13 protein-coding genes and 1 pseudogene are annotated in these 20334 nt (G+C 45.6%); 2 read left to right on the top strand and 12 right to left on the bottom strand.

Annotated features, from left to right (window positions below; genetic code table 11):
* Positions 1-15: 15 nt before the first annotated feature.
* From QE357_RS23040 to QE357_RS23030, 3 genes are all read right to left on the bottom strand, one after another.
* Positions 16-3456 carry a SusC/RagA family TonB-linked outer membrane protein gene (locus QE357_RS23040; protein WP_309713068.1) on the bottom strand — a complete coding sequence of 1147 codons (3441 nt, stop codon included), beginning with the start codon at positions 3454-3456 and terminating at the stop codon, positions 16-18.
* 151 nt (positions 3457-3607) lie between these two features.
* Positions 3608-4699 (bottom strand): FecR domain-containing protein, encoded by a 1092-nt coding sequence (locus tag QE357_RS23035; RefSeq protein WP_309713064.1) that lies wholly within the window; start codon positions 4697-4699, stop codon positions 3608-3610.
* A gap of 74 nt (positions 4700-4773) precedes the next feature.
* Positions 4774-5358, bottom strand: coding sequence for an RNA polymerase sigma factor (locus QE357_RS23030; RefSeq protein ID WP_106638143.1), 585 nt, complete (start codon positions 5356-5358; stop codon positions 4774-4776).
* A 496-nt stretch (positions 5359-5854) separates the two neighbouring features.
* Between QE357_RS23030 and QE357_RS23025 the strand changes: the two genes are divergently transcribed.
* Positions 5855-6175: a hypothetical protein gene (locus QE357_RS23025; protein WP_309713059.1), complete on the top strand. Its 321-nt coding sequence runs from the start codon at positions 5855-5857 to the stop codon at positions 6173-6175.
* Positions 6176-6248: 73 nt separating this feature from the next.
* The gene (locus tag QE357_RS23020; RefSeq protein WP_307143710.1) at positions 6249-7418 is read left to right on the top strand and encodes a zinc-dependent alcohol dehydrogenase; all 1170 of its coding nucleotides are present in this window, start codon (positions 6249-6251) and stop codon (positions 7416-7418) included.
* Positions 7419-7930: 512 nt separating this feature from the next.
* On the opposite strand, the gene QE357_RS23015 is transcribed toward QE357_RS23020, so the two are convergent.
* The 9 genes and pseudogenes from QE357_RS23015 to QE357_RS22975 all read right to left on the bottom strand — a co-directional run bounded on the left by QE357_RS23015 (position 7931) and on the right by QE357_RS22975 (position 20292).
* On the bottom strand, positions 7931-8836 hold the full coding sequence (locus QE357_RS23015) for a glycerophosphodiester phosphodiesterase family protein (RefSeq protein ID WP_309713056.1): 906 nt from the start codon (positions 8834-8836) through the stop codon (positions 7931-7933).
* Between the two features lie 152 nt (positions 8837-8988).
* Complete coding sequence (locus QE357_RS23010) at positions 8989-10395, bottom strand: RagB/SusD family nutrient uptake outer membrane protein (protein WP_309713052.1); 1407 nt, start codon at positions 10393-10395, stop codon at positions 8989-8991.
* 6 nt (positions 10396-10401) lie between these two features.
* Positions 10402-13581: a TonB-dependent receptor gene (locus QE357_RS23005; protein ID WP_309713049.1), complete on the bottom strand. Its 3180-nt coding sequence runs from the start codon at positions 13579-13581 to the stop codon at positions 10402-10404.
* Between the two features lie 96 nt (positions 13582-13677).
* Positions 13678-14730, bottom strand: coding sequence for a FecR domain-containing protein (locus tag QE357_RS23000; RefSeq protein ID WP_309713045.1), 1053 nt, complete (start codon positions 14728-14730; stop codon positions 13678-13680).
* A 95-nt stretch (positions 14731-14825) separates the two neighbouring features.
* A complete protein-coding gene (locus QE357_RS22995) occupies positions 14826-15431 on the bottom strand; it encodes an RNA polymerase sigma factor (protein WP_307143715.1) in 606 nt (201 codons plus the stop codon).
* A gap of 611 nt (positions 15432-16042) precedes the next feature.
* Positions 16043-17201, bottom strand: a pseudogene (locus tag QE357_RS22990) (substrate-binding domain-containing protein).
* A 17-nt stretch (positions 17202-17218) separates the two neighbouring features.
* Positions 17219-18067 carry an ROK family protein gene (locus QE357_RS22985; protein ID WP_309713040.1) on the bottom strand — a complete coding sequence of 283 codons (849 nt, stop codon included), beginning with the start codon at positions 18065-18067 and terminating at the stop codon, positions 17219-17221.
* A 12-nt stretch (positions 18068-18079) separates the two neighbouring features.
* A complete protein-coding gene (locus QE357_RS22980) occupies positions 18080-19474 on the bottom strand; it encodes a metallophosphoesterase family protein (protein WP_309713037.1) in 1395 nt (464 codons plus the stop codon).
* A gap of 11 nt (positions 19475-19485) precedes the next feature.
* Entirely contained in the window at positions 19486-20292 is an 807-nt protein-coding gene (locus QE357_RS22975) for a glycerophosphodiester phosphodiesterase family protein (RefSeq protein WP_309713034.1), read from the bottom strand.
* Positions 20293-20334: the final 42 nt, after the last annotated feature.

The raw sequence follows: 20334 nt of genomic DNA, 5'->3' as shown, positions 1-20334 counted from the left end.
AGGTAAATAAAGGGATTACAGTTTCAAAGAAAAACCCGCATTAACTAACCGGGGGTTGGGATAGGCTATACCTGAGTTGGCAGTCATCTCCGGATCCAGGCCACCGGGCATGTTCGTTAGCGTCAGGATATTCTGGGCAGATACATATACGCGTAGGCCCGAAATCTTAGCTTTTTTAAGCATCTGGCTAGAGAAGGTATAGCCTAGTTCTAGATTACGTAGCTTCATATACGTAACGTTCGTTTGCCAGTTGCTGTTAGGCCAGTGGGTATTCATCCAGTTATTAACCCCTTTCGTTAGCAGTGGGTATTTACCAATGTTGAATCCGCTGTTTTTATCCCAGATGTCTTTATACCAGGTAGAGTTATCGGCCAGATACTGCGAGACATTGGTGTTTCCATCAAAGTATCGCATTACCCATTGTTGTTCGTAGGTAAATTTGGAACCTCCGGCAAATTCGGCTCGGAAATCAAATCCTTTCCAGTTAACTCCGGTCTGAAAGGCAAAGTTTAACCAAGGCGTTCCACCGTTGACGCGATAGGTAACGTTTTCCATATCCAGATCGGAGATGTAGCCGTCATGATTGGTGTCCTGATAGATGTAATCACCGGGGCGAATCGTGGTGTTACCGTAGTGGTCCTGATCGACGGGGTGATTGGCAATTTGCTCCCAGCTCTGAAACTGCCCAACGGAAACGAGCTGAAAACTACCATCCCGGAAACGGCCTTCGGTATTCCACAGGTCCCGGAACCGATCATAGGAATTGGCCCATCTGGGTTTGTAACGCGTACCTGTAATCCAGCGGGAAAAGGTAAAGTTACCGGACACAAAATAATTGAAGTCCCGCACATTGTCTTTCCAGCCCAGATGCATTTCAATACCCTTGGTATGGTCACTATTTAGGTTTTCGGCCGGTAGGCTAAAACCAATTTCGTTCGGTAACAATACATCATAACGGCTGGCTAATTCACCCGTCTGATGACGATCAAACCAGTCAAAACCTCCCGTCAAACGATTATTAAATAATCCGATGTCCACTCCCAAATCCAGTACGTATACCCGACCCCATGTAATATTATCCGTAGCCAGACCTGTGATTCGGCTTGAAACTACGTCCCTTCCATCCAGGATAGCTGATCCCTGATTAAAATTATAGCCGGTGATATAGGTCAGAGCATTCCCTAACTCTTTACCCAGTACCCCATAAGAACCGCGAAGTTTTACTTCATCGATTTTCTGACTCAGGAACGAATTGTTTTTCCAGAATCTTTCCTGAGAAATGCGATAGGCCAGCGATCCGGAAGGGAAAAAGCCAAAACGCTTGCCCTTTTTGTAAAAATAAGAGCCATCATACCGACCCGACAACTCCATGATGTACTTATTGTCGTAGTCATAATTAAATCGACCTAAAACGCCCAGACGATTCTGGTTAAAAGGAATACCATCTCCTACGTAGGTCGTAGATTTGGTTGTGAGGAATGGAATACCATTTGCTTCCTGACTTCCCAGAAAATATACACTTGGGTAATTAGACGATTTCGTTTCCATCCCCGTAACCATGTGCACGTGATGTTTGTCGAAGGTCTTTTCATAGTCAAGCTGTACGTTACTCGTCATCTCCTCGGCATTTTGCACGTAACGTTCCAGGTAACGAGCATTTCCTTGATAAGCAATCGTATAGGCGTTCGTTGGCTCATCGAAGCGATACAGCAGAGGAGATTTTTCCCTTAAATCATTTCGGGTGTTTCGGTACCAGTAGCTAACCAGAGCACGGGCTTTAAGACCATCGAAAATACTGTATTCAGCCGTACCGTTGATTTGCATAATCCGAATTTGTGACTCGTACTTTCCAGACATCTGCTCATTGATCCACCCGTAACTAAATTGTGGATCGATAGCCGATATAGCGGGGTAACGGGAATCGTCATTAACGAAAGGCCGTTTGGTTGGCAGATTTCGGAAAGCCGCCTGCAAGGCAAAATCGTAATCGTCGCCTGGAAGGCCTGGTTGGCGGTTCCGTTCCAGACGTCCATTCATTAGCACCCCAACTTTAAGCTTCTTACTAATATTAAAGTTAAAATTGCTTTGAAAATTAGTACGGTCAAATCCGTGAAAATTCCGAAGCATACTTCTCTGTTCAATGCGGTTCAAGCTAATGTAATAATCCGCATTGTCGCTACCGCCAGAGATGTTCAGACTTCCGTACATCTGAGGTTTGGTTTGCCAGATGTAATTGTACCAGTCAAAGGACTTATAGCCTGGCTCTGTGCCTCTTACCCATTTGTCATATTCCTCACGGTTGATGGTTCGGGAAGAATTAGGAACGTTGTTATAGGTTTCATCCTGGATAATGGCCTTGAGGTAAGTGGCAGCATCGGCTGGCTTATTATAGCCCGCCGGTATCTGGAGCCCATAATAGCTTTGAAAGGTAATAATAGGTTTCTGATTGCGTTTACCCTTTTTGGTTGTGACCACAAGAACGCCGTTAGCCGCCTGCATTCCGTAGATAGAAGCAGAAGCATCCTTCAGAAGCGAAATGTTTTCAATATCGTTGAAATCTATTTGGGCAAAGCTGCCGTAATCTTTTTGGATACCATCAATAATGACGAGTGGTTCGCCATAGTTACGGATTTCAATGGTTGGGGCACTACCCGGGCGACCCGAACTTTGGCGAAACGCAATACCCGGAATTTTACCTACCAAAGCTCCGGCTGCGGTAACAGTGCTGGCATGAGACAACTCGTCCGCATTTACTGTTGAAATGGCTCCTGAAATGGTTTCTTTCTTGTTTTTGAGACCAAACCCTACAACCACTACTTCGTCTAAGACTTTGTTTTCGTCTCTCAGCGTCAGGTTAATTGAACTTTGCTTTCCTACCTGTACTTCCTGGGTTTTATACCCGAGGAAACTGAATAGAAGTACATCCTCTTCACTGGCGACCAGAAGTTTAAAGGTCCCATCAATATTGGTAACCGTTCCACGCGTGGTTCCTTTAATAAGGATATTAACGCCAACGATTGGGTCCCCTTTTTCATCCTTCACGGTTCCGGTCACGGGAATCTCGGCCCCTAACACGGTTTCTTTTTTCAAAGTTGAAGAGGGAGGTGTAATTCGCTTCAGCAAAATTTGATTCCCAGTCGTTTCATACGTGATTTGAATCGGGGTCAGAATTTCATTAAGTATGGTCTGGATGGGTTGATTCTGAGCTTCGTAACTGATTTTCTGCTTTGACTGAATGATTTCCCGGCTGTAAATGAATTTAACGCCAACGAGTTTTTCTATCTTTTTGAGCACATCCTCAACGTTCTGATCCTTGACTACAATAGATATACGTCGATCTAGATCATTCTGAGCATGGACTTTTACTGGCAAAAAAACCAGTAGACACAGCAGGCAGACTACCATCTGAAGGGCAATCCGCTGGGAGCCTTTTAGGACAAGTAATTGTAGATGCATTGTCATTAGGGGTTCTGGATTTTATTGTAAAAATGAGCAATAGAGGTTCTGCTCTCCGGTGTGGAGAGAACTAGTAAAAACAATCAAAAAAAAGTTTTACGTACAGGGTGCTAGGTGACCTGACGAAAGAAAATTACTGGCGGTGAAACGATTAAGGGTTACAACTGTGACCGGTAACATAAATAGTATCTCCCTGCTTCTCGTAAGAAGCCTCGACTGCCGAACAGATCAGTCTGATTTTTTCTGCGAAGGGAATGCCATTTAAATCGCCCGTGAATGTGCAGCCCTGTAAATTATGTTCGTTAAATTCAATTTTCGTGTGATAGGTGTGCTGAAGCCGGTTCAGCACTTCAGTAACCGGGGTAAATTCAAAGTTTTGGTTATCATTAAGTATAGAGGTAGAATGGTGTCGGTGAAGATTGGAGGTGAGGATTTGCTTGGTTAATTGATTGGTCTGAATATTAAGTTTAACCTGTTCGTTCTTTTCGAGAACCAGATACTGTCCGGGATCTTTCATGGAGGTTACCGTAACCTTGCCGGTTTTCACTTTCACATAAGCCAGATTTTGATTCTGAGTAGCCTGAACCTGAAAACTGGTACCTAGCACACGGGTGGAGAGAACGGAGGTGTATACGAAAAAGGGGCGAGTTGTATCTCTGACCACTTCAAAAAAACCTTCGCCAATTAAGTAAATTTCCCGTTGTTGAGCTGATAAGTTGTGCCAGAGCTGTCCGCCTGGAGCTAACAGAACGGAGGAACCATCCGTCAGCGTAACCAGTTGATCCGACTTGCCTGTATTAACCACTTTTTGCCAACGGTCTTTCGAAGCCATGACTTCCTCTACCGATGGAACGGTACTGGAAATAGTGGAGTCATTATGTATAAAATTTTTTAGAAAGAAGCCAATGAGAACGAGAGCTGCCACGCCAGCCAACGGAGCCAGCCATTTAAGTCGAGGCCGGAGGGTATGAGCTCTAACTTCGAGGATACTTCGCTCTTTGGCTTCATGAAGCGATTGTTTGATCTGTTCGATTTCACTCGCATGCTGGGCTTCCTGTAGCGGCTGGGTATCGCCATTCAGAACCAGGCAAAGAGCAGCGGCCTGTTCGTACAGTTCCCGCTTGTGTGGATTTTGACTGAGCCATTCCTGCCAGTAGATGTAATCCTGGGGACGGCGTCCTAATATCCACTCCCGAAAAGCGTCGTTAGCTAGAAATTCCTCTAAGGTATCGAAAGTAGTCATGAGTGGTCTGGCAGTACATTGGCGTTATCTAATGCTCATATGCAACACCCTAACCAGGCATACTCAGTTTAGTACTAAAACTTTAAAAATAAATACAAGAAAATAAATAAGTGTTCGGGCTGGCAGTGGCTTCGCATTTTTGACATGGCCCGCGTTAGAAAGTTGGAAACGGATTGTCGGTTCACCTGCATAACTTCTGCAATTTCCCCCACACTCATGTCCTGGAAATAGTGTAAGTATATAGCTTCCCGTTCACGAGAAGAAAGCTGACTCATCAATCGCTGCAATTGCTCAACCCGGCTAAGCAAAGCTTCATGTTCGATTAAAATTGATTCTCCACTAATGTGTTCCAAAACGCCCAAATTCCAGTCGAGTTCACGAGTGACCATCTGCTTTGAAGAGCGGATATGCATGAAAATATGGTTACGAAGACCTTTGAGTAGGTAATGTTTAATGGAAGCGGTATCGTTGATCTGCGTTCTGTTCTGCCAGAGCTGTAAAAAAAGATCCTGAATACAATCTTTAACGATAAACTCGCTAACGGAAAACTTCTGACCGTAGTGCTTCAAAGTAGAATAGTATCTTTCGGCAATACTGCCCAAAGCTGCTTCATCACCAGCCAGATACTTTTGCCATAAATCAGAATCAGTGTTGCTCATACTCATCACAGAAGTAGCCTAAAGAACAATAACTAACAATAGAGCTTTTCAACTATATCAATACCCTCCCAAGTGATTCAAATCCTAATTATACATTCTGATTTGGTAGTAAACAATCGGTTAGCTTAATGATCTAGGTATTTTCAGGGGTAATCCTCACAAATTTATTTATATAATCAATATTTATCAATGAATTATTCAATTATTATCTTTTTCACAGAAGACATTCTGATTCGTTGAAAGTAGGAGAGCAGTCAGCTATAGATTTTGAAAATGAGTGGAGCTGATAGAATAAGGATACCGTATTAACGTTCAAAGTGGCCTTCAGCCTATCCATGGGGGAGAGTGACCAGCTATGATCTAACGCACCTAGGCTAGTAGAGAAGTGTAGAAAGAATCCTTTACCCTTCCTACTTGATAAGGTTTATCAGGTTCAAAATGTTAAAGGCTGGCATGATTCTGTAGTTAATCTCTTTCTATCTACTATTCTACCTCAATGGCCTCTAATGCTCTATACGTTCGTTTCAGCGACGACATCGAAGTAATTCAATCCAGCGAGGGGGCTATCATCCAGGGAACCCTGGAATCTATGAATAGGCAGGCTCAAAAAGCACTGGAACAGATCCGACCTGCCAAATATATTGCCCATGCCAAGCATCACGGTATGCTCAAAACTCGCCTGCAAGTGTACGATAACTTGCCACAGGGTGTGTTTAAAATGCCTCACACCTTCGATGCCATTAGTTGTTTACCTACTTCTTTTCCAAGGATTAGGCTTGAAGTTACGAGGGAACATTCTTCTCTGTATCGTACCTAATTAAGCTCAACTGTTCGATACTAGGGCTCATTCCTCACCTCTATTTTCACAAGTCCTTTAAACAATAATTGAAATGAAAGCAGCTAGAATTCATGGTCCTAAAACCGTAACGTGCGACAACGTGGACGATCCTACCATTCAGGAAGGAAGAGATATCATTCTAAAAGTAACGGCTACGGCCATTTGTGGGTCTGACCTGCATATTTACTCTGGGGGATTACCCCAACCCCGGCCCATGGTGCTTGGTCATGAGTTTATGGGGATTGTCGAAGAAGTAGGTCCCCAAATTAAAAACCTCAAGCGGGGCGACCGGGTAGTGGTTCCTTTTCCAATCGCTTGTGGTCATTGTTTCTTCTGCGATCACCATCTGCCCGGGCATTGTGAAAACTCTAATCCTGAACACTATGGCCCGGAAGGGGGCCTGTTGACGGAAAAAGGGGGAGCTTTATTCGGTTACACGGATCTTTACGGAGGTTACGACGGTGGACAAGCCCAGTACGTACGAGTGCCTTACGCCGATTATGGTCCCCGGATTGTTCCCGATCATTTAACAGACGAGCAGGTTCTCTTCCTGACTGACATCTTCCCAACGGGTTACAGTGGGATTGACTGGGGTGAAGTAAAAGGGGGTGAGACGGTAGCCATTTTTGGTTCAGGTCCCGTAGGGATTATGGCAGCTAAAAGTGCCTGGTTGCGGGGTGCGGCCCGGGTTGTCGTTGTAGATACGCTTCAGTACCGATTAGATAAAGCTAAAGCAACGGCTCATTGTGAAACCATTTTGTGGGATAACGATGCTAAAGATGTGGTTGCCCAAATTCGTGACATGACGGGTGGACGCGGGGCCGATGTGTGCGTAGAAGCCGTGGGTTTCGAGCCCGACCGTAACTTAATTGACCGGGCGAAAGCCGTCATTAATTTAGAAAAAGGTTCGCCCAAGGTATTAGAAGCCTGCATGAGTGCCGTCCGTCGGGGAGGCATTGTTTCTGTACTTGGCGTATATCCTACCACGTATGACAACTTCCCCATTGGTCAGTTCTTTGACAAAGGTATTATTCTAAAGGGTGGTCAGGCTCCTGCTCACAAGCACATTGATACCTTACTCAATTACGTGGCAGAAGGAAAAGTGCAGCTCGATGACATCATTACTCACCGTTTACCTTTAACGGAAGTCTCACACGCGTACGATATCTTCAAACGCCGGGTGGATGATTGTGTTAAAGTGGTATTAGATCCCTGGAAATAGAATTAGAGAGTAGCTATTTATTTGTTGAACCTATGATTTGGTTGATCATGCATTTTGAAATGTATTATTGACCAGATCATAGGTTTCATACTAGTACTCATAGTAAGGCTTAGCTCGGCTTTGCTATCGCCAAGCACGCCCACCCAGAACTGCTTGCCTATGAGGCTTATCTGAATCATGACATATACGTGCTTTTGTAGATCTGATTCCGCCAGAAGCCTAGATAAGTCTTCGTTTCTTCCTGCATGTGTAAAGCAAATACATCAGGCTTGGGTTTTAGCCCTAACTGATGCATGACTTGCTGTCCGGGTTGATCCGAACACCAGGTTTTAGACCGGGCCGGAGAAACTTTTAAAGGAGCATTTTTCTTAAAAATGCGGAGGCGTTTAAATCCCCCGCATCCCAAAGCAGGGTTATTCCGTCAGGAAATAGAAAAACGTACTATTGCCTCGTCCGGTGTTCATGTGGTGAATGTCCAAATACTTTACCCGCTTCATAGGTTCATTTTACTATTAAGGGTGTAACCCTTTTTTCTTCAGATAGTCAATCAACTCCTTTGGACGGTCAGTCTGGATGAGTTTAGCTCCGTGCTTAATCAACCATCCCCAACCCGCTTCGGGGTCTTTTTCTTCGACACTTTTTTCATCGTCATGGCCAGCGTTTTGGCTGGCCCACAAACTATTAAACCAGATTTTAGAACCAGACTTGGGAATGCTCAGGTAATTAGATTTTTCCAGTACCTGATCCGAATTGAAATTCAATTCATACGCTACGGGTTTAAGCTGTTTTTCGTAGGTTTCAATAATCGATTTCGCCTCAGGCTTAGCTAAATTCACAATGGGCATAAAGGCTAATTTACTCTGAAGCAGCGGACCATTTTCACGCTTTACTTCTTCGTATGTTTTATTCGTTTTAATAATGGCGTGATCTACCGTGCCGGTTTTTTCGAGAATCTCGTAAGCCTCCTGGTAATACTCATAGCCCTTATCGATGTTAATCATTACTTTTCCTTTAGCTCGTTGCATGCAATCCTCGAACGCCATGATTTTTTGGCGAGTGGGGCCGCCGTGTTCGTTTTTGAGGGTGAATTTTTGTAATTCTTCCCAGGTATAATCACTTGGGTTACCGTGTCCGGTGGTAGTGCGGTCCAGGGTTTGATCGTGCAGCAAAATCAATACGCCGTCTTTACTTTTCTTCAGGTCAATTTCCACGACATCCACACCTAGTTCAATGGCATGTTGCAGACTAAGAACGGAATTTTCGGGAGCGTACCGCCAGTCGCCCCGGTGAGCTACCACTAAGACTTCTTTGGAATTAGGATCATGAAATTCACGAATAATCGCCTGAGCCGGACGGTGTTGGGCCTGAGCAAAGAAGGTAAGACCACAGGCCAGCAGAAGAAGTGAAATACGAAACATAAGTAGTTAATTGTTTTTAATGGCCGCCGCCGCGGTCAGTTGATCGATTGACAGGCAACGTTTGACAACCGAACCATAGATTATTAAATTAAGTACAAGAACTTACAATTAAAAGCGGTGATAGAGAAGCCTCTATCACCGCAGAAAAGGGGTTAATAACCTTCGTTTTGTTTAATGGCAGGATCAGTATCTACCTGACTCTGCGGAATAGGCATGAGCAGGTTATTACTGGTAAGGGTCGTGAGAATGTTGTTGGCTTTAAACCATTGATTCATCACCGTCAGAGCAGTACCCGTGCGGATCAAATCAAACCAGCGGTGGCCTTCTCCCACGAGTTCCAACTGGCGTTCGAGAGCAATAGCTTCGCGTAACTCCGTCTGAGTGCTGGCCGAAGTAGCAGCCAAACCAGCTCGAGTTCTGATTTGATTCAGATAGGTAAGGGCCGTCGAAATATTACCTAGTTCGTTTTCGATTTCCGATAGCATCAAAATGACATCGGCATAACGCAGGACGACTATATCACTACCGCCGTCGGTAATAACTGTAGTAGGGGCCGAGAGTTTCTTGCACCAAGGAATACCAGAAGTGGTTACTCCTACGTATACACCTTTGCGTTTGTCGGACGACGAGTAAAGAGCGTAGAGACTTTTTGTAGGCAGATTGTGTCCTTTGGCCCCGGAAACGGTTCCTGACGGAGCGTATTGCTGATACATGGTGCTGCCCTCCGTATTGCCGTTTACACCCGAAGCAAACTGTACGGCAAAAATGATTTCCCGGTTGTTCTCATTACTCAGACTAAACACATCCGCCGGATTCGCTAATAGCTGATGTTGTCCATCATTCACTACCGACTCCAATAAAGTCTTTGCTTCAGTATACCTTTTGGCGGTAAGATATACTTTGGCCAGTAGCGTTTGTGCGGCTGATTTCCGCACCCGTCCGGCCTGGGTATTGACTGCTGGCAAAGCAGCAATCGCTTCCGTCAAATCCTTACGAATCTGTTCATAAATCTGAGCAGAAGCCGTACGGCCCTGACCAAAGTATTCATTTGGATTTTCTGTTTCCTTAGTGACTAAAGGAACATCTCCGTAGAGGCGAACCAGGTTGAAGTACATTAGGGCCCGAAGGAATTTCATCTCTCCCGTCCGGGATTGACGCGTGGCTTCGGTAGCATACGGAATCTGCCCAATGCGATTGAGCACGACGTTAGCTCTTTGAATGGTGCGGTAGGATTGCCTCCATACTTCAGTCACAATGGTATTACCCGCAATGGCAGTAAACTGGTCGAGCTGGCCATACATCCCGTTATCATTGGCCGGAACTTCATCGTAAGTATTATCCGAAGGAATTTCTATCAAAGCGGGTAAGTAAAGACCGTATAAACCGTCGGACTGAAGGTTGGCGTAAGTGGCGTTTACGTATTCCTCCGTTTCGATTTCGTTCTGAAGGAAATTACCTAATTCTTTGGAAGTAGCCGGATTTTGAAATAATTGCTTCTCGCAGCTACTCATGACCAATAAGCTGGCTAGTACACTGGAAAGGATGACTATCTTTTTCATGAAAACTTAGAACGTAATGGTTAAACCAAAGATGTAGGAACGAGCAACGGGATAATTAGCCTGGGAAAAGCCATTGGTTAATACATCCGTAGTCGAAGTAGCATCTGGATTGAATCCCCGGAACTGGGTGAACGTGAAGAGGTTATTGGCGGTTGCGTACAAACGAACACCCTGAATTTTGGCTTTCTTTACCCAGCTTATGGGCAGGGTATAAGCAATCTGGACGTTACGCAGACGCAGGTAATCGGCATTTTTAAAGAAGTAATTGGAGGAACGCGTCAGGCGGCGGGCACTGGAAAAATTACCCATATTGGGCTGAGCCAGAAAACCATTCGGATTATGAATAGGGTGGTAACGGTTGTTGAAATAATAGGTGTTCGGGACGCCAAAACCTTCTCCTGATTCTTCCTGATTGGCTAACTGCTGGTCCCAGATTTTGCGTCCGACAATCCCATTCAGTGAGAAGCTGAATTCCAGATTTTTATAGGCAAAGTTGCTGGAAAATCCGTAGGTAAATTTGGGGTTATAGGTACCAAACGTTTTACGGTCGTTGGAGTCAACCACCCCATCGCCGTTTAAGTCAGCGACTTTATAATCCCCCTGAAGCGTTCCGGCCAGGTGAGGGGTTCCGTCAATCTCGGCCTGCGTTTTATACACACCTATGACTTCATACCCATAGAGTTCGGCAATGGAACCGCCCACTCGCGTAAGAAAATTGCTTTGAGAACCCGACACAATTTGCTGCTGTCCGGGAGCCAGAGCTAATACCTTGTTAGAATTAGTAGCAGCATTGGCATTGAAAGACCAGTTCAATGCTCCCAACGGCAGGGAATTACCGCTGAATTCCAGCTCCAAACCTTTGTTTTCGATCTTGCCAATGTTCTGAATGGAGGAACTATACCCCGATTGCTCAGGCACCGGAACGTTGAGTAACAAGTCTTTCGTGATGGATCGGTAGTAATCCAGTGCCATCGTGAAAGGCTTGCCAATACCCAGATTAAGGCCCAAATTAACCGCCGTCTTATTTTCCCAGGATAAGTTAGGGTTGGCAGTCGTAGTGGCCGCAAAGCCCGAAGCCAGCGTATTCCCAAATACGTAATTGGCAGCGTTCACCAGCGATTTTGAACTATAAGAACCAATCTGGTTATTCCCGGATTTACCCCAGCTACCTCTAATTTTAGCAAAGGTTATAGGACTTGATTTCGGGAAAAAGGATTCATTACTGATGATCCAGCCCCCCGTTAAAGAAGGGAAAACGCCCCATTTTCGGTCATCACCGAATCGGGAAGAACCGTCCCGACGCAGGGTTGCTGAAAATAGATACTTGTTATTGTACGCATATTGAGCCCGGGCAAGGTACGACAGCTGAGTCCATACGTAACGGTTGGTGCTCGCTACGAAAGCACTGGCTCCAGAAAGGTTAGGCAGGTTATTATCGGCAATGTTAGAACCCGTAACGCTGGTTGCTGAGCCGTTTTCCTTTTGAAAGGAATACCCCACCAGTAAATCAAGGCTATGCTGACCGAATTGATTGGCGTAGGTTAACGTATTTTCCGTGAGGTAATTATAGACAAATTCGCGGTTTTCAATGGCTACCGCGGGCTTGGGAGCTGGCGTGCGGTAACCTCCTACGTCAGACGGGTTATAAAAGTCAAAGAAGTTACTTTGAATATCTCCCCCCAGCAGCGTTTTGAAGGTTAACCCTTTCAACAGATCATAAGTAAGATAGACATTGCCAAAATTGCGGAAGAAGTCACGCTTATTTTTGATCTTATAGGCGAGAGCTACCGCATTTTCTCCCAAAGCCCCATCTTCTGGCGTATTGGCCGCAATCTGTTTACTGATCGCTAAACTTCCGTCCGAGTTATAGGGACTGAACATCGGATACATGATGTATAAGTTCGCAATCGGGTCATTCGACTGATTACCGTTGTTATTAAAATAATTTTGGGTATTATAAGATGGAGTCATGCTTATACCCAACGTTGCTTTTTCCGACAAACGACTGTCCAGTTTGAAGGCCGCACTGTAGCGTTTGAAACCGTTATTAATGACGATTCCGTCCTGATTAAAGAAATTGGTAGAAACGTAATAATTGGTTTTGCCGGAACTCCCCGAAAACGAGAGGTTATAATTACTCATGCGACCTTTTCGAAATACTTCGTCCGTCCATTGGGTATTGGTAAGGTCCGCCTGATGATCCAGATAAGGCTGGATGTAATTCAGGCGAAGTTCGCGAAGACTGGCCCCTTTACTTAAGCGAGTGGCCCGATCATCGCTTTCGCTGCGGTTGGACGGGTTCTTCGAAACATACCCCCAGTCTCGGGCTTCGGTAAAATACTGAGCCGCCTGATAGGCATCTACGTACGCTACGCGATCAGATCGTTGCTGAAAACCTGTGTAAACATCCAGCAAAACCTGCAAACGATCGGATCTGCCCTTCTTGGTTGTAATTAAAATAACCCCATTGGCCGCTCTGGAGCCATAAATAGCGGCAGAGGAGGGGTCTTTTAATACATCAATCGTTTCAATATCCTGGGGATTAATTGAGTTAAGGGAAGACCCTTCCGATAAAGGATAACCATCCACTACGATCAGGGGATTGCGACCGGCGGTAAGCGTACCGATTCCCCGAATCACAATCTGAGGATCAGAACCCGGTTGAGCGGACGCATCATTAATGACAATTCCAGCGGCTTTTCCGGCTAATTGCTGGGCAAAGTTACTCGCACTGTAACGGCTTAATTCCTGTCCTTTAACCTGAGAAATAACGCCTGTTACTTTCGCCTTTGATTGGGCCCCGTACCCAATGACTACCAGATCATTCAGGGACTGGGTTTGGGGCTTCATCCGTACAAGCAGACTATTATTGTCGCCTGCATTAACCAGAAAATGCGGAATGGTGTGTTTTTCAAAGCCAACGTAACTAAACACGAAGGTGTACCGGGCCCCTGCACGTAGGTTCGTAAACGTGAAGATACCCTTGACATCCGTAGTACTAAAGAGGGGTTCGGTTTTACCAACCAGCGTGGTTTGTACCGTTACACCCATGAGCGGTGCTCCGGTATCGTCCAGTACGCTTCCCTTGACCAGAGCTGGCGTCTGGGCTGCTGCGTAGAGGGAACAGCATAAGCCTAGTAAGCTTAAGTTAAACCGCCGTTTTAAAGCAGATAAAATACGTCTCATAAAAGGGGAGTAATGATTTAATTAGGCAAAAAGAATCCTGTCCTTCTGATTTTCAGAAGTGTAGGTATTGAAAATAAGAGATTGATTACTGAGTGATTAGGGTGATTTTCGAATGATCACCTGTTTCGAATCCTTTTGAAATGACAAATTGTTAAGGGTGCATAAAGACGTTAAAATGTTGGACAAAGAATCCGTTGTTGCAATGGTTCCGGTAAAAGATAAACCCGCTAAATCTGCCGGATTGTAATCCATTTTTACCACATACTTTTTACCCAACGCGTTAAATACCTTGGCCAGAGGCTCTTTGTTAAAGATTAGATCTGAGGTAGGCTTGGTGGGCTGAAGGACACCCGCTGGAGTCGTTTTGGGTTTTTCAGGGAATTCGACTACCTGCGTCTGTTTACGGCTTATGTCAACGCTCCATTGCTGACCCGGAATGAGGTATTGATCTTTAATGGGCATGCCCGCCTGAGCGGTTGACTTGATAACTACCTTCCCTTCCAATAACTTCACCCGGATGCCTTGGGCTTGCGTTGCCTGAATGTGGAATTGAGTACCTAGGGCCGTCGTCGTATACCCATTAGCCAGGACAATGAAAGGATGAAGCGAATCTTTGGCAACCGTAAACAGAGCTTCTCCAGAAAGACTGATGTCGCGGGAGGTACTGCCAAAGGGTTCGTAATACTGAACCGAGCTGCCGGGATGTAACTGAATCTGAGAACCATCGTTCAGTGAAACGTTCATGACCGTTTGGGTAACATTGGTTTTAAGAATCAGTTGCCACGCCGGTTTTGCGGGTTGCTGGCTTGACAACTCCGATTTTTTAGTGGAATGCGGAAGAACCAGTAAGCCCGCAACCAGCAGCAACAGAGCCGCCACACTACCCGAAAGCCAGCCCATCCAGTTAACTCTCTTAAGCGTACCACTGGGCTTGCTTTGAAGCTGACTATGCAATTGGGCTAACACACGGTCCGACTGCTCCGGCTGCAATAGCGGTTCAGGCTCGCTCAGGCTTTTTTCAAAAGCATCCTGTCTAGCCTGGGTCCACTGCTTCAGGTCTACTTGTCTAGCCAACCACTTGATCTCGGTCTGGCTGGCTTTACCCGCCCAAAATTTTTCGAGTATGTCGTCGATTTCATCCTTCATCATACACTATAAATACTCGGGCATCGGAAAAGGGGGATGCCTTCCGATATTATCAAATTGTTAAGCAGAGAAAGAGAATAGAAAAGGGCTTCCGGGTCTTAGAATTGATCCAGCATCATGATGAGTATAGAAGCCGAAGAAGCATGCATAAACTTACCCCTTTCCTGAATATGCGTTCTGACCTGCCGGGTGGCCTGCTTGAGATAGTCCCGGACCGATTGTACGGAAATGCCCAGATTTTCAGCGACTTCTTCCGTGGTTTTACCTTCAAAGCGAAGTTGATGAAAGACCTCTCTTTTGCGATTAGGAAGCTGGTCAACGGCTTCTTTAATCATCGAAAGCTGGAGTGAATATTCTTCTTCGTCAAGGGTTTCTTCGGGGGAGGCCTGCTCGGTAAATTCTTCCGAAGATGACACTACTAAGGCTTCCTTTAGTTTCTTTTTCAGAAAAGATAACGCCTTATTATGGCTGACGACAAATAACCAGCCAGCAACGGGGCGGTCCAGTTGCAGGGAGTGTCGATTCTCCCACAGAGTAATGAAAACCTCCTGAAGGAGATCTTCCGCTAAATCTTCCTGTTTGACGATTTTGAAGATGTTTCCGTAAACAGGCTGCTTATAGAGGTGATAGAGAAAATCAAAGGCTTCTACCTTATCCTGAGAAAGAGCAACCAGCGATTCTAATTCAGTATAAGAAGACTGCATAATGATTGTTTATTTAGCCAAACGAATACTTTTCACCCGTTTTGTTTACAGAACCCAAATTTTCGCAAAAATACTTCATGCTATGATTTCAGTCTAGTTTACTAAATTATGAAATTGTAAAGAATGAAAACGTAGGCTAGTAAACCCCTGATTCACTGGTTATCAGGCAGGTATTATTAGGTAGGTTCATATATTATTCTATCTAACTCTACTGCTGATTCATCTTTTTTATAGATAGAATGGGATCATTTGGAATAGTGCTATTTACAGAAAGCAAGACCTTTTTCGAAAATATAAGTTGAAAAACTGGGACTTGATTGCATCAACAACTGAAGCTTTATAGTTAAATTTGCTGCCGATAACTACTCAATCACAAATATGCGGTATCTCAATGACGCATTAAATGTTCTTCTGGTGGAAGAAGATAGGTATGTTGAATTTTCAACGATAGCTAAGTTGCTTATTCTTCCTTGCGTGTTTTTGATAATGGCCATTCCCTTTTTTCTACTTTAGAATATCCCTCAAAACAAGAAGCAGACTTTTCAAAAGTCTGCTTCTTGTTTTTCATACCGCTTATAAAATCTTTGACCTTATCTGGGTGTGGTGGCTGGTTAGATCTTGAACTGAGCCCGAAACTCCTGGGGTGTGCAACCATGAATTTGTTTAAACTGACGGGACACGTTTTTAGTATCCGTAAAGCCCAGATCGAGAGCAATTTCAAGAATAGACTGATCCGTTTCCTGTAACTTTTTGGAAAATTTATTCATCCGCAAATTCTGAATGTACTTGTAAATGGGAAAGCCAAGTGTTTCCCGAAAACGAAACTCCAGGGAGCGGCGGGAGAGCGGAACCTGGGCTACGACGTCTTCTACCTGAAGGTTTTTATCGATATTCTGATGAATGAATTTTAAAGCCGTGGTAATGAAATCATCCTGAGTAGCATAAATGTCCGTGGATTGTCGGGTAATAATCTGCGTGGGACGAACCACAATGTCGTAGCATTCGCCCGTTCCTTTTTTTATCATTGACTCCAGTAACCGAGCCGCTTCATATCCGCCTTTTTCGGCATCCTGAGCGATACTGGATAGGGGAGGGTCAGAAATTTCACAGAACATTTCGTCGTTGTCCACGCCCAGCACAGCCACGTCTTCAGGAATCCGAATGCCCGAATGGCGGCAGGTCTCGGTAATGTGTAAGCCCAGACGATCATCACAGGCCATGATGGCGATGGGTTTGGGTAATGAGGTTAACCACTGACTTAAGGCACTGGGCTTGTAGTACCATAATTCCTCATTACTTTCTTCCTGATTATCAAAGTAATGAACGGAGTAACCCGCTTTCTGTACCCGTTCCTCAAACCCCTGAGAACGTTCACGCGACCAGACAATATGCTCGAAACCGTAAAAAGCAAAATGACGAAATCCCTTGCGAAGAAAGTAATCGGCCCCCATCGCTCCGGCCTCGCGATGAGCTCCGGTAATGTTAGGAATTTCGGTAAAACGTTCTTTAAAATCCTGGGCAATTGTGGGAATACCAGACTTTACAAGTTGGCTGATGTTGGTATCATTATAAAGCTGACCGATGATGCCATTGGCTTCCCACTCTTTAGCCCAATTGAGAATACCCTCAATCCCCAACGTTTCCCGATTATAGAGGGGCATGCGGCAAAAAATCCAGGGACCTTTCTCCCGGGAATAAACGCGTAATGCCTTTGAGTAAGCCTTTGCTGTATTCTTCGGAAAAATCAATCAGCAAAATAATTTTATACATGGCGGTGTTTACCCGAATTAGCTAAAACGAGGAACGGAAAGTGTACCCAACGCGGCGGCTCCAATTACTCCACTGTTCTCATTTTCAGTAGGAAGTATCCGAATGCGGCGAAGGGTTTCCCGATACGAAAAACCGGATAACTGTACCCGCATCGAAGGTTCGAAAAAGGAAAATGCCTTGGAAATGGAGCCGCCCATAACAATAATTTCAGGATCATAGGCGTACAGAATCACTTTAATAGCCTCAGCCAGATGTCGGCCAAAGGCTGCCCAGAGAGCCAACGCTTGCCGATCTCCGAGGGTAGCAAGCTCAAACGTTTCTAAAGCCGTTGTTGCGTGGCGACCAGTGAAAAAGTCACCTGAACAATAATACTCCAGCGTTTGATCGAGGTAACTCAGCATTCCAATTTCTCCAGCCCCGCAGTTCGCTCCTGTATATAACGTACCGTTTAGAATCAGCCCACAGCCCAAACCCGTTCCAATGCAAAGCCCGAGAGCAGAAGTAGTGCTGCGGGCGAGGCCGTGCTGATGTTCCCCGAGTATGAAACAGTTCACATCATTATTAATCCAGATGGGCAGATTTAGCTCTTTTTCCAGAATATCTTTTAAAGGCACTTCCTCCCACGACGGAATATTAGCGACCTGATAAACCACACCTTTTTGCACATCTACCACCGAAGGCACCCCGATTCCAATACCCTCTACCGGATATTGACACAAAGGATGAATCAGGTCGATGAGTTGAGCTAATGTATCCGTAAGGGAGTCTTTTCGTTTCAGGATGTGACGCCGAAGGGTATGTAACTCGCCCGCCTGCACCACACCTGCCCGAATATTCGTTCCTCCCAAATCAACCCCTATCGTCATGCATACCAGCGATTACTTGTTCTTTTTAAGCTCGGCCTCTTTACGGGCTTTATATTCCTGAAAACGATTGCGATACGCTTCTTTTTGCTGAGGTGTATTTCGTTTCTGATACTCCGCCGGAAGTTCCAGTCGCTCAACGGGTAATTCAGGATCGTGATCTACCAGCCTGTTTTTTCCTTTGGCATTTTTGATCAATTCGAAAGCATCGTATTTCTCACCCGTTACGGCATAAGACTGGTACTTCAAGGTATCCTGGCTCACCTGAATAGTCTGAAAAAGCTGAATATTCGAAGCCGCCCGGTCCATCCAGTTTTGCAAGCCAATTTCGTACATTTTAGGACCGCTCACCGAAACCACATAAATAGGGCCGTCGGGTTGTTTACGGCTTTTGCCAAGCGGCATATTTAATCCCCGTCCGTAGGTGTGATCATGCCCCTGCAAGACCAGGTCTACGCCATATTTTCGATACATGGGTTCCATGCGATTTCTCCATTCATCGTTATCCCGACCTTTAGAAGTGGAAAACACGGGATGATGATGCATGACGATAGTCCAGCGGTTGGGGTTGTTTTTGAGAACGTCCAGCAACCAGTTGGCCTGTTTTTCCAGCACCAGCGAATCCAGTAAAGCTCCCTGAGAATCCAGCGAGATCAATCGGGTTCCCTGGTAATCCAGGTAATAAGCCGTTTCAGTTAATCCCTGGGGACCGTTCTCGGGTAACACAAAAGAGGGCCGCCAGTGGTACGATACCCGACGGTTCCCATTCTCCATTTTGAAATATTCATGGTTACCCGGCACCGCCAGCGTAGGAATCATCCCATTAATCCAGCCACCTGCTTCAAACCATTCCCCCCATTGCCAGTCGCTGTTGGAAGAGTTGATCAAATCCCCGGCGTGTAAGAGGAGCTGGACATTCGGTAATTTGGCATAAGCCCCCCGAATGGCCCGCGACCAGAGCGAACGGATGTCATTCTGAGCATCACCAAAATACAGAAATGAAAACGGTGCAGGCTTGTCCTGAGCCGTGGTAAAGTGAAACCATTCGCTCCAGTGCGTACCATCGCCAACCCGGTAAGCATATTGCGTGGCAGGTTTGAGATTTTTGAAGTGAACCGAATGGTAATGCACGGTTTTTCCATCCAAAACCACCCGTTCGGTTTGAGCCTCAACCGTCTGGGCTTTGGCAACCATATCCGGTGAAGCATCTGCTTCGACGATGGCACCTGTTGATTTGGTTACGGTAGAATCCGTCCGCCAGTTTACTGATTGAGAAGTGGCGACGGCTCCCTGATAACCCATGATGAGTCGGTCGGGGAAGGCAGTAGGGGTATAGGGTTTATGTTCCTGTGCCTGAGCCAGTGAGAGGGTCCCGGCCAAAAGGGTAAGCAGACCTGTTTTTTTAAACATAATGATTCATTTTAAGGCATCTGCGTGAGAGCTTGCCGAAGTTCAGTGACGTGATCGGTCTGGATGCAATCCACACCGCAGGCTACGGCCTTGCGATACCAGGCAATGGTATCTTTCTGGTCCAGTAAATCAACAAATGTTCGGATATGATGCTGGTGAAGGGTAGCGATTAACTCAGGAGTGATTACCTCCGCAGGTATGTCAAAAGCGTAAGGTTGCAGACGCTCGGCTTTTTCCTGCCAGTTGCCGTTTTTAGGAAATCCTGGCATGACCTGAAGAGCGGAATCTTCCTGTTTCAACCGACTAAGAAAAGCATCGCTGCCGTAATACACGGCGTCTTTTTGCAGGTGGTATTTGCTTAAAATAGTTACCAAAGCCCGAGGTTCTACGGCCTTACAATCCACGTATAATTTCGCTTTGGAACGATGGGCGGTGTTCCAGTGAGCCACGAGTTGACAAACTTCTTCAAGGGTGGGAATGGGTTGGGTGAAATGATTCCAGCCTTTCCCCGCCGAAACGGATTTTATTTCCCCCCAGGTACGGTCAGAGACTTTCCCGTTAGCCATGGTAGTCCGGTCCAGCGTACCATCGTGCAGAATTACCAGTTGGGAATCGCGGGTCGTTCGAACGTCAATTTCCAGATAATCAGCCCCCTGCTGTAATGCTTCCTGAAAAGTGGCCAGCGTATTTTCGGGAGCTAGGCCGGAAGCTCCGCGATGAGCAGAAATAAGTAAGATACGACCCTGATCCATGGCAAGTCCTCCCCATAATCCTAAGACTATACTTAAAAATACGGCCGCCCGTAATTGCTTTTGCATGAGAATAAAAGTGAACGCTGGAAGTAATACGGCAAAGGCTGC

The organism is Siphonobacter sp. SORGH_AS_0500 (genome assembly GCF_031453245.1).
GTDB lineage: Bacteria > Bacteroidota > Bacteroidia > Cytophagales > Spirosomataceae > Siphonobacter.
This window is presented reverse-complemented; position numbering and strand designations above follow the sequence as displayed.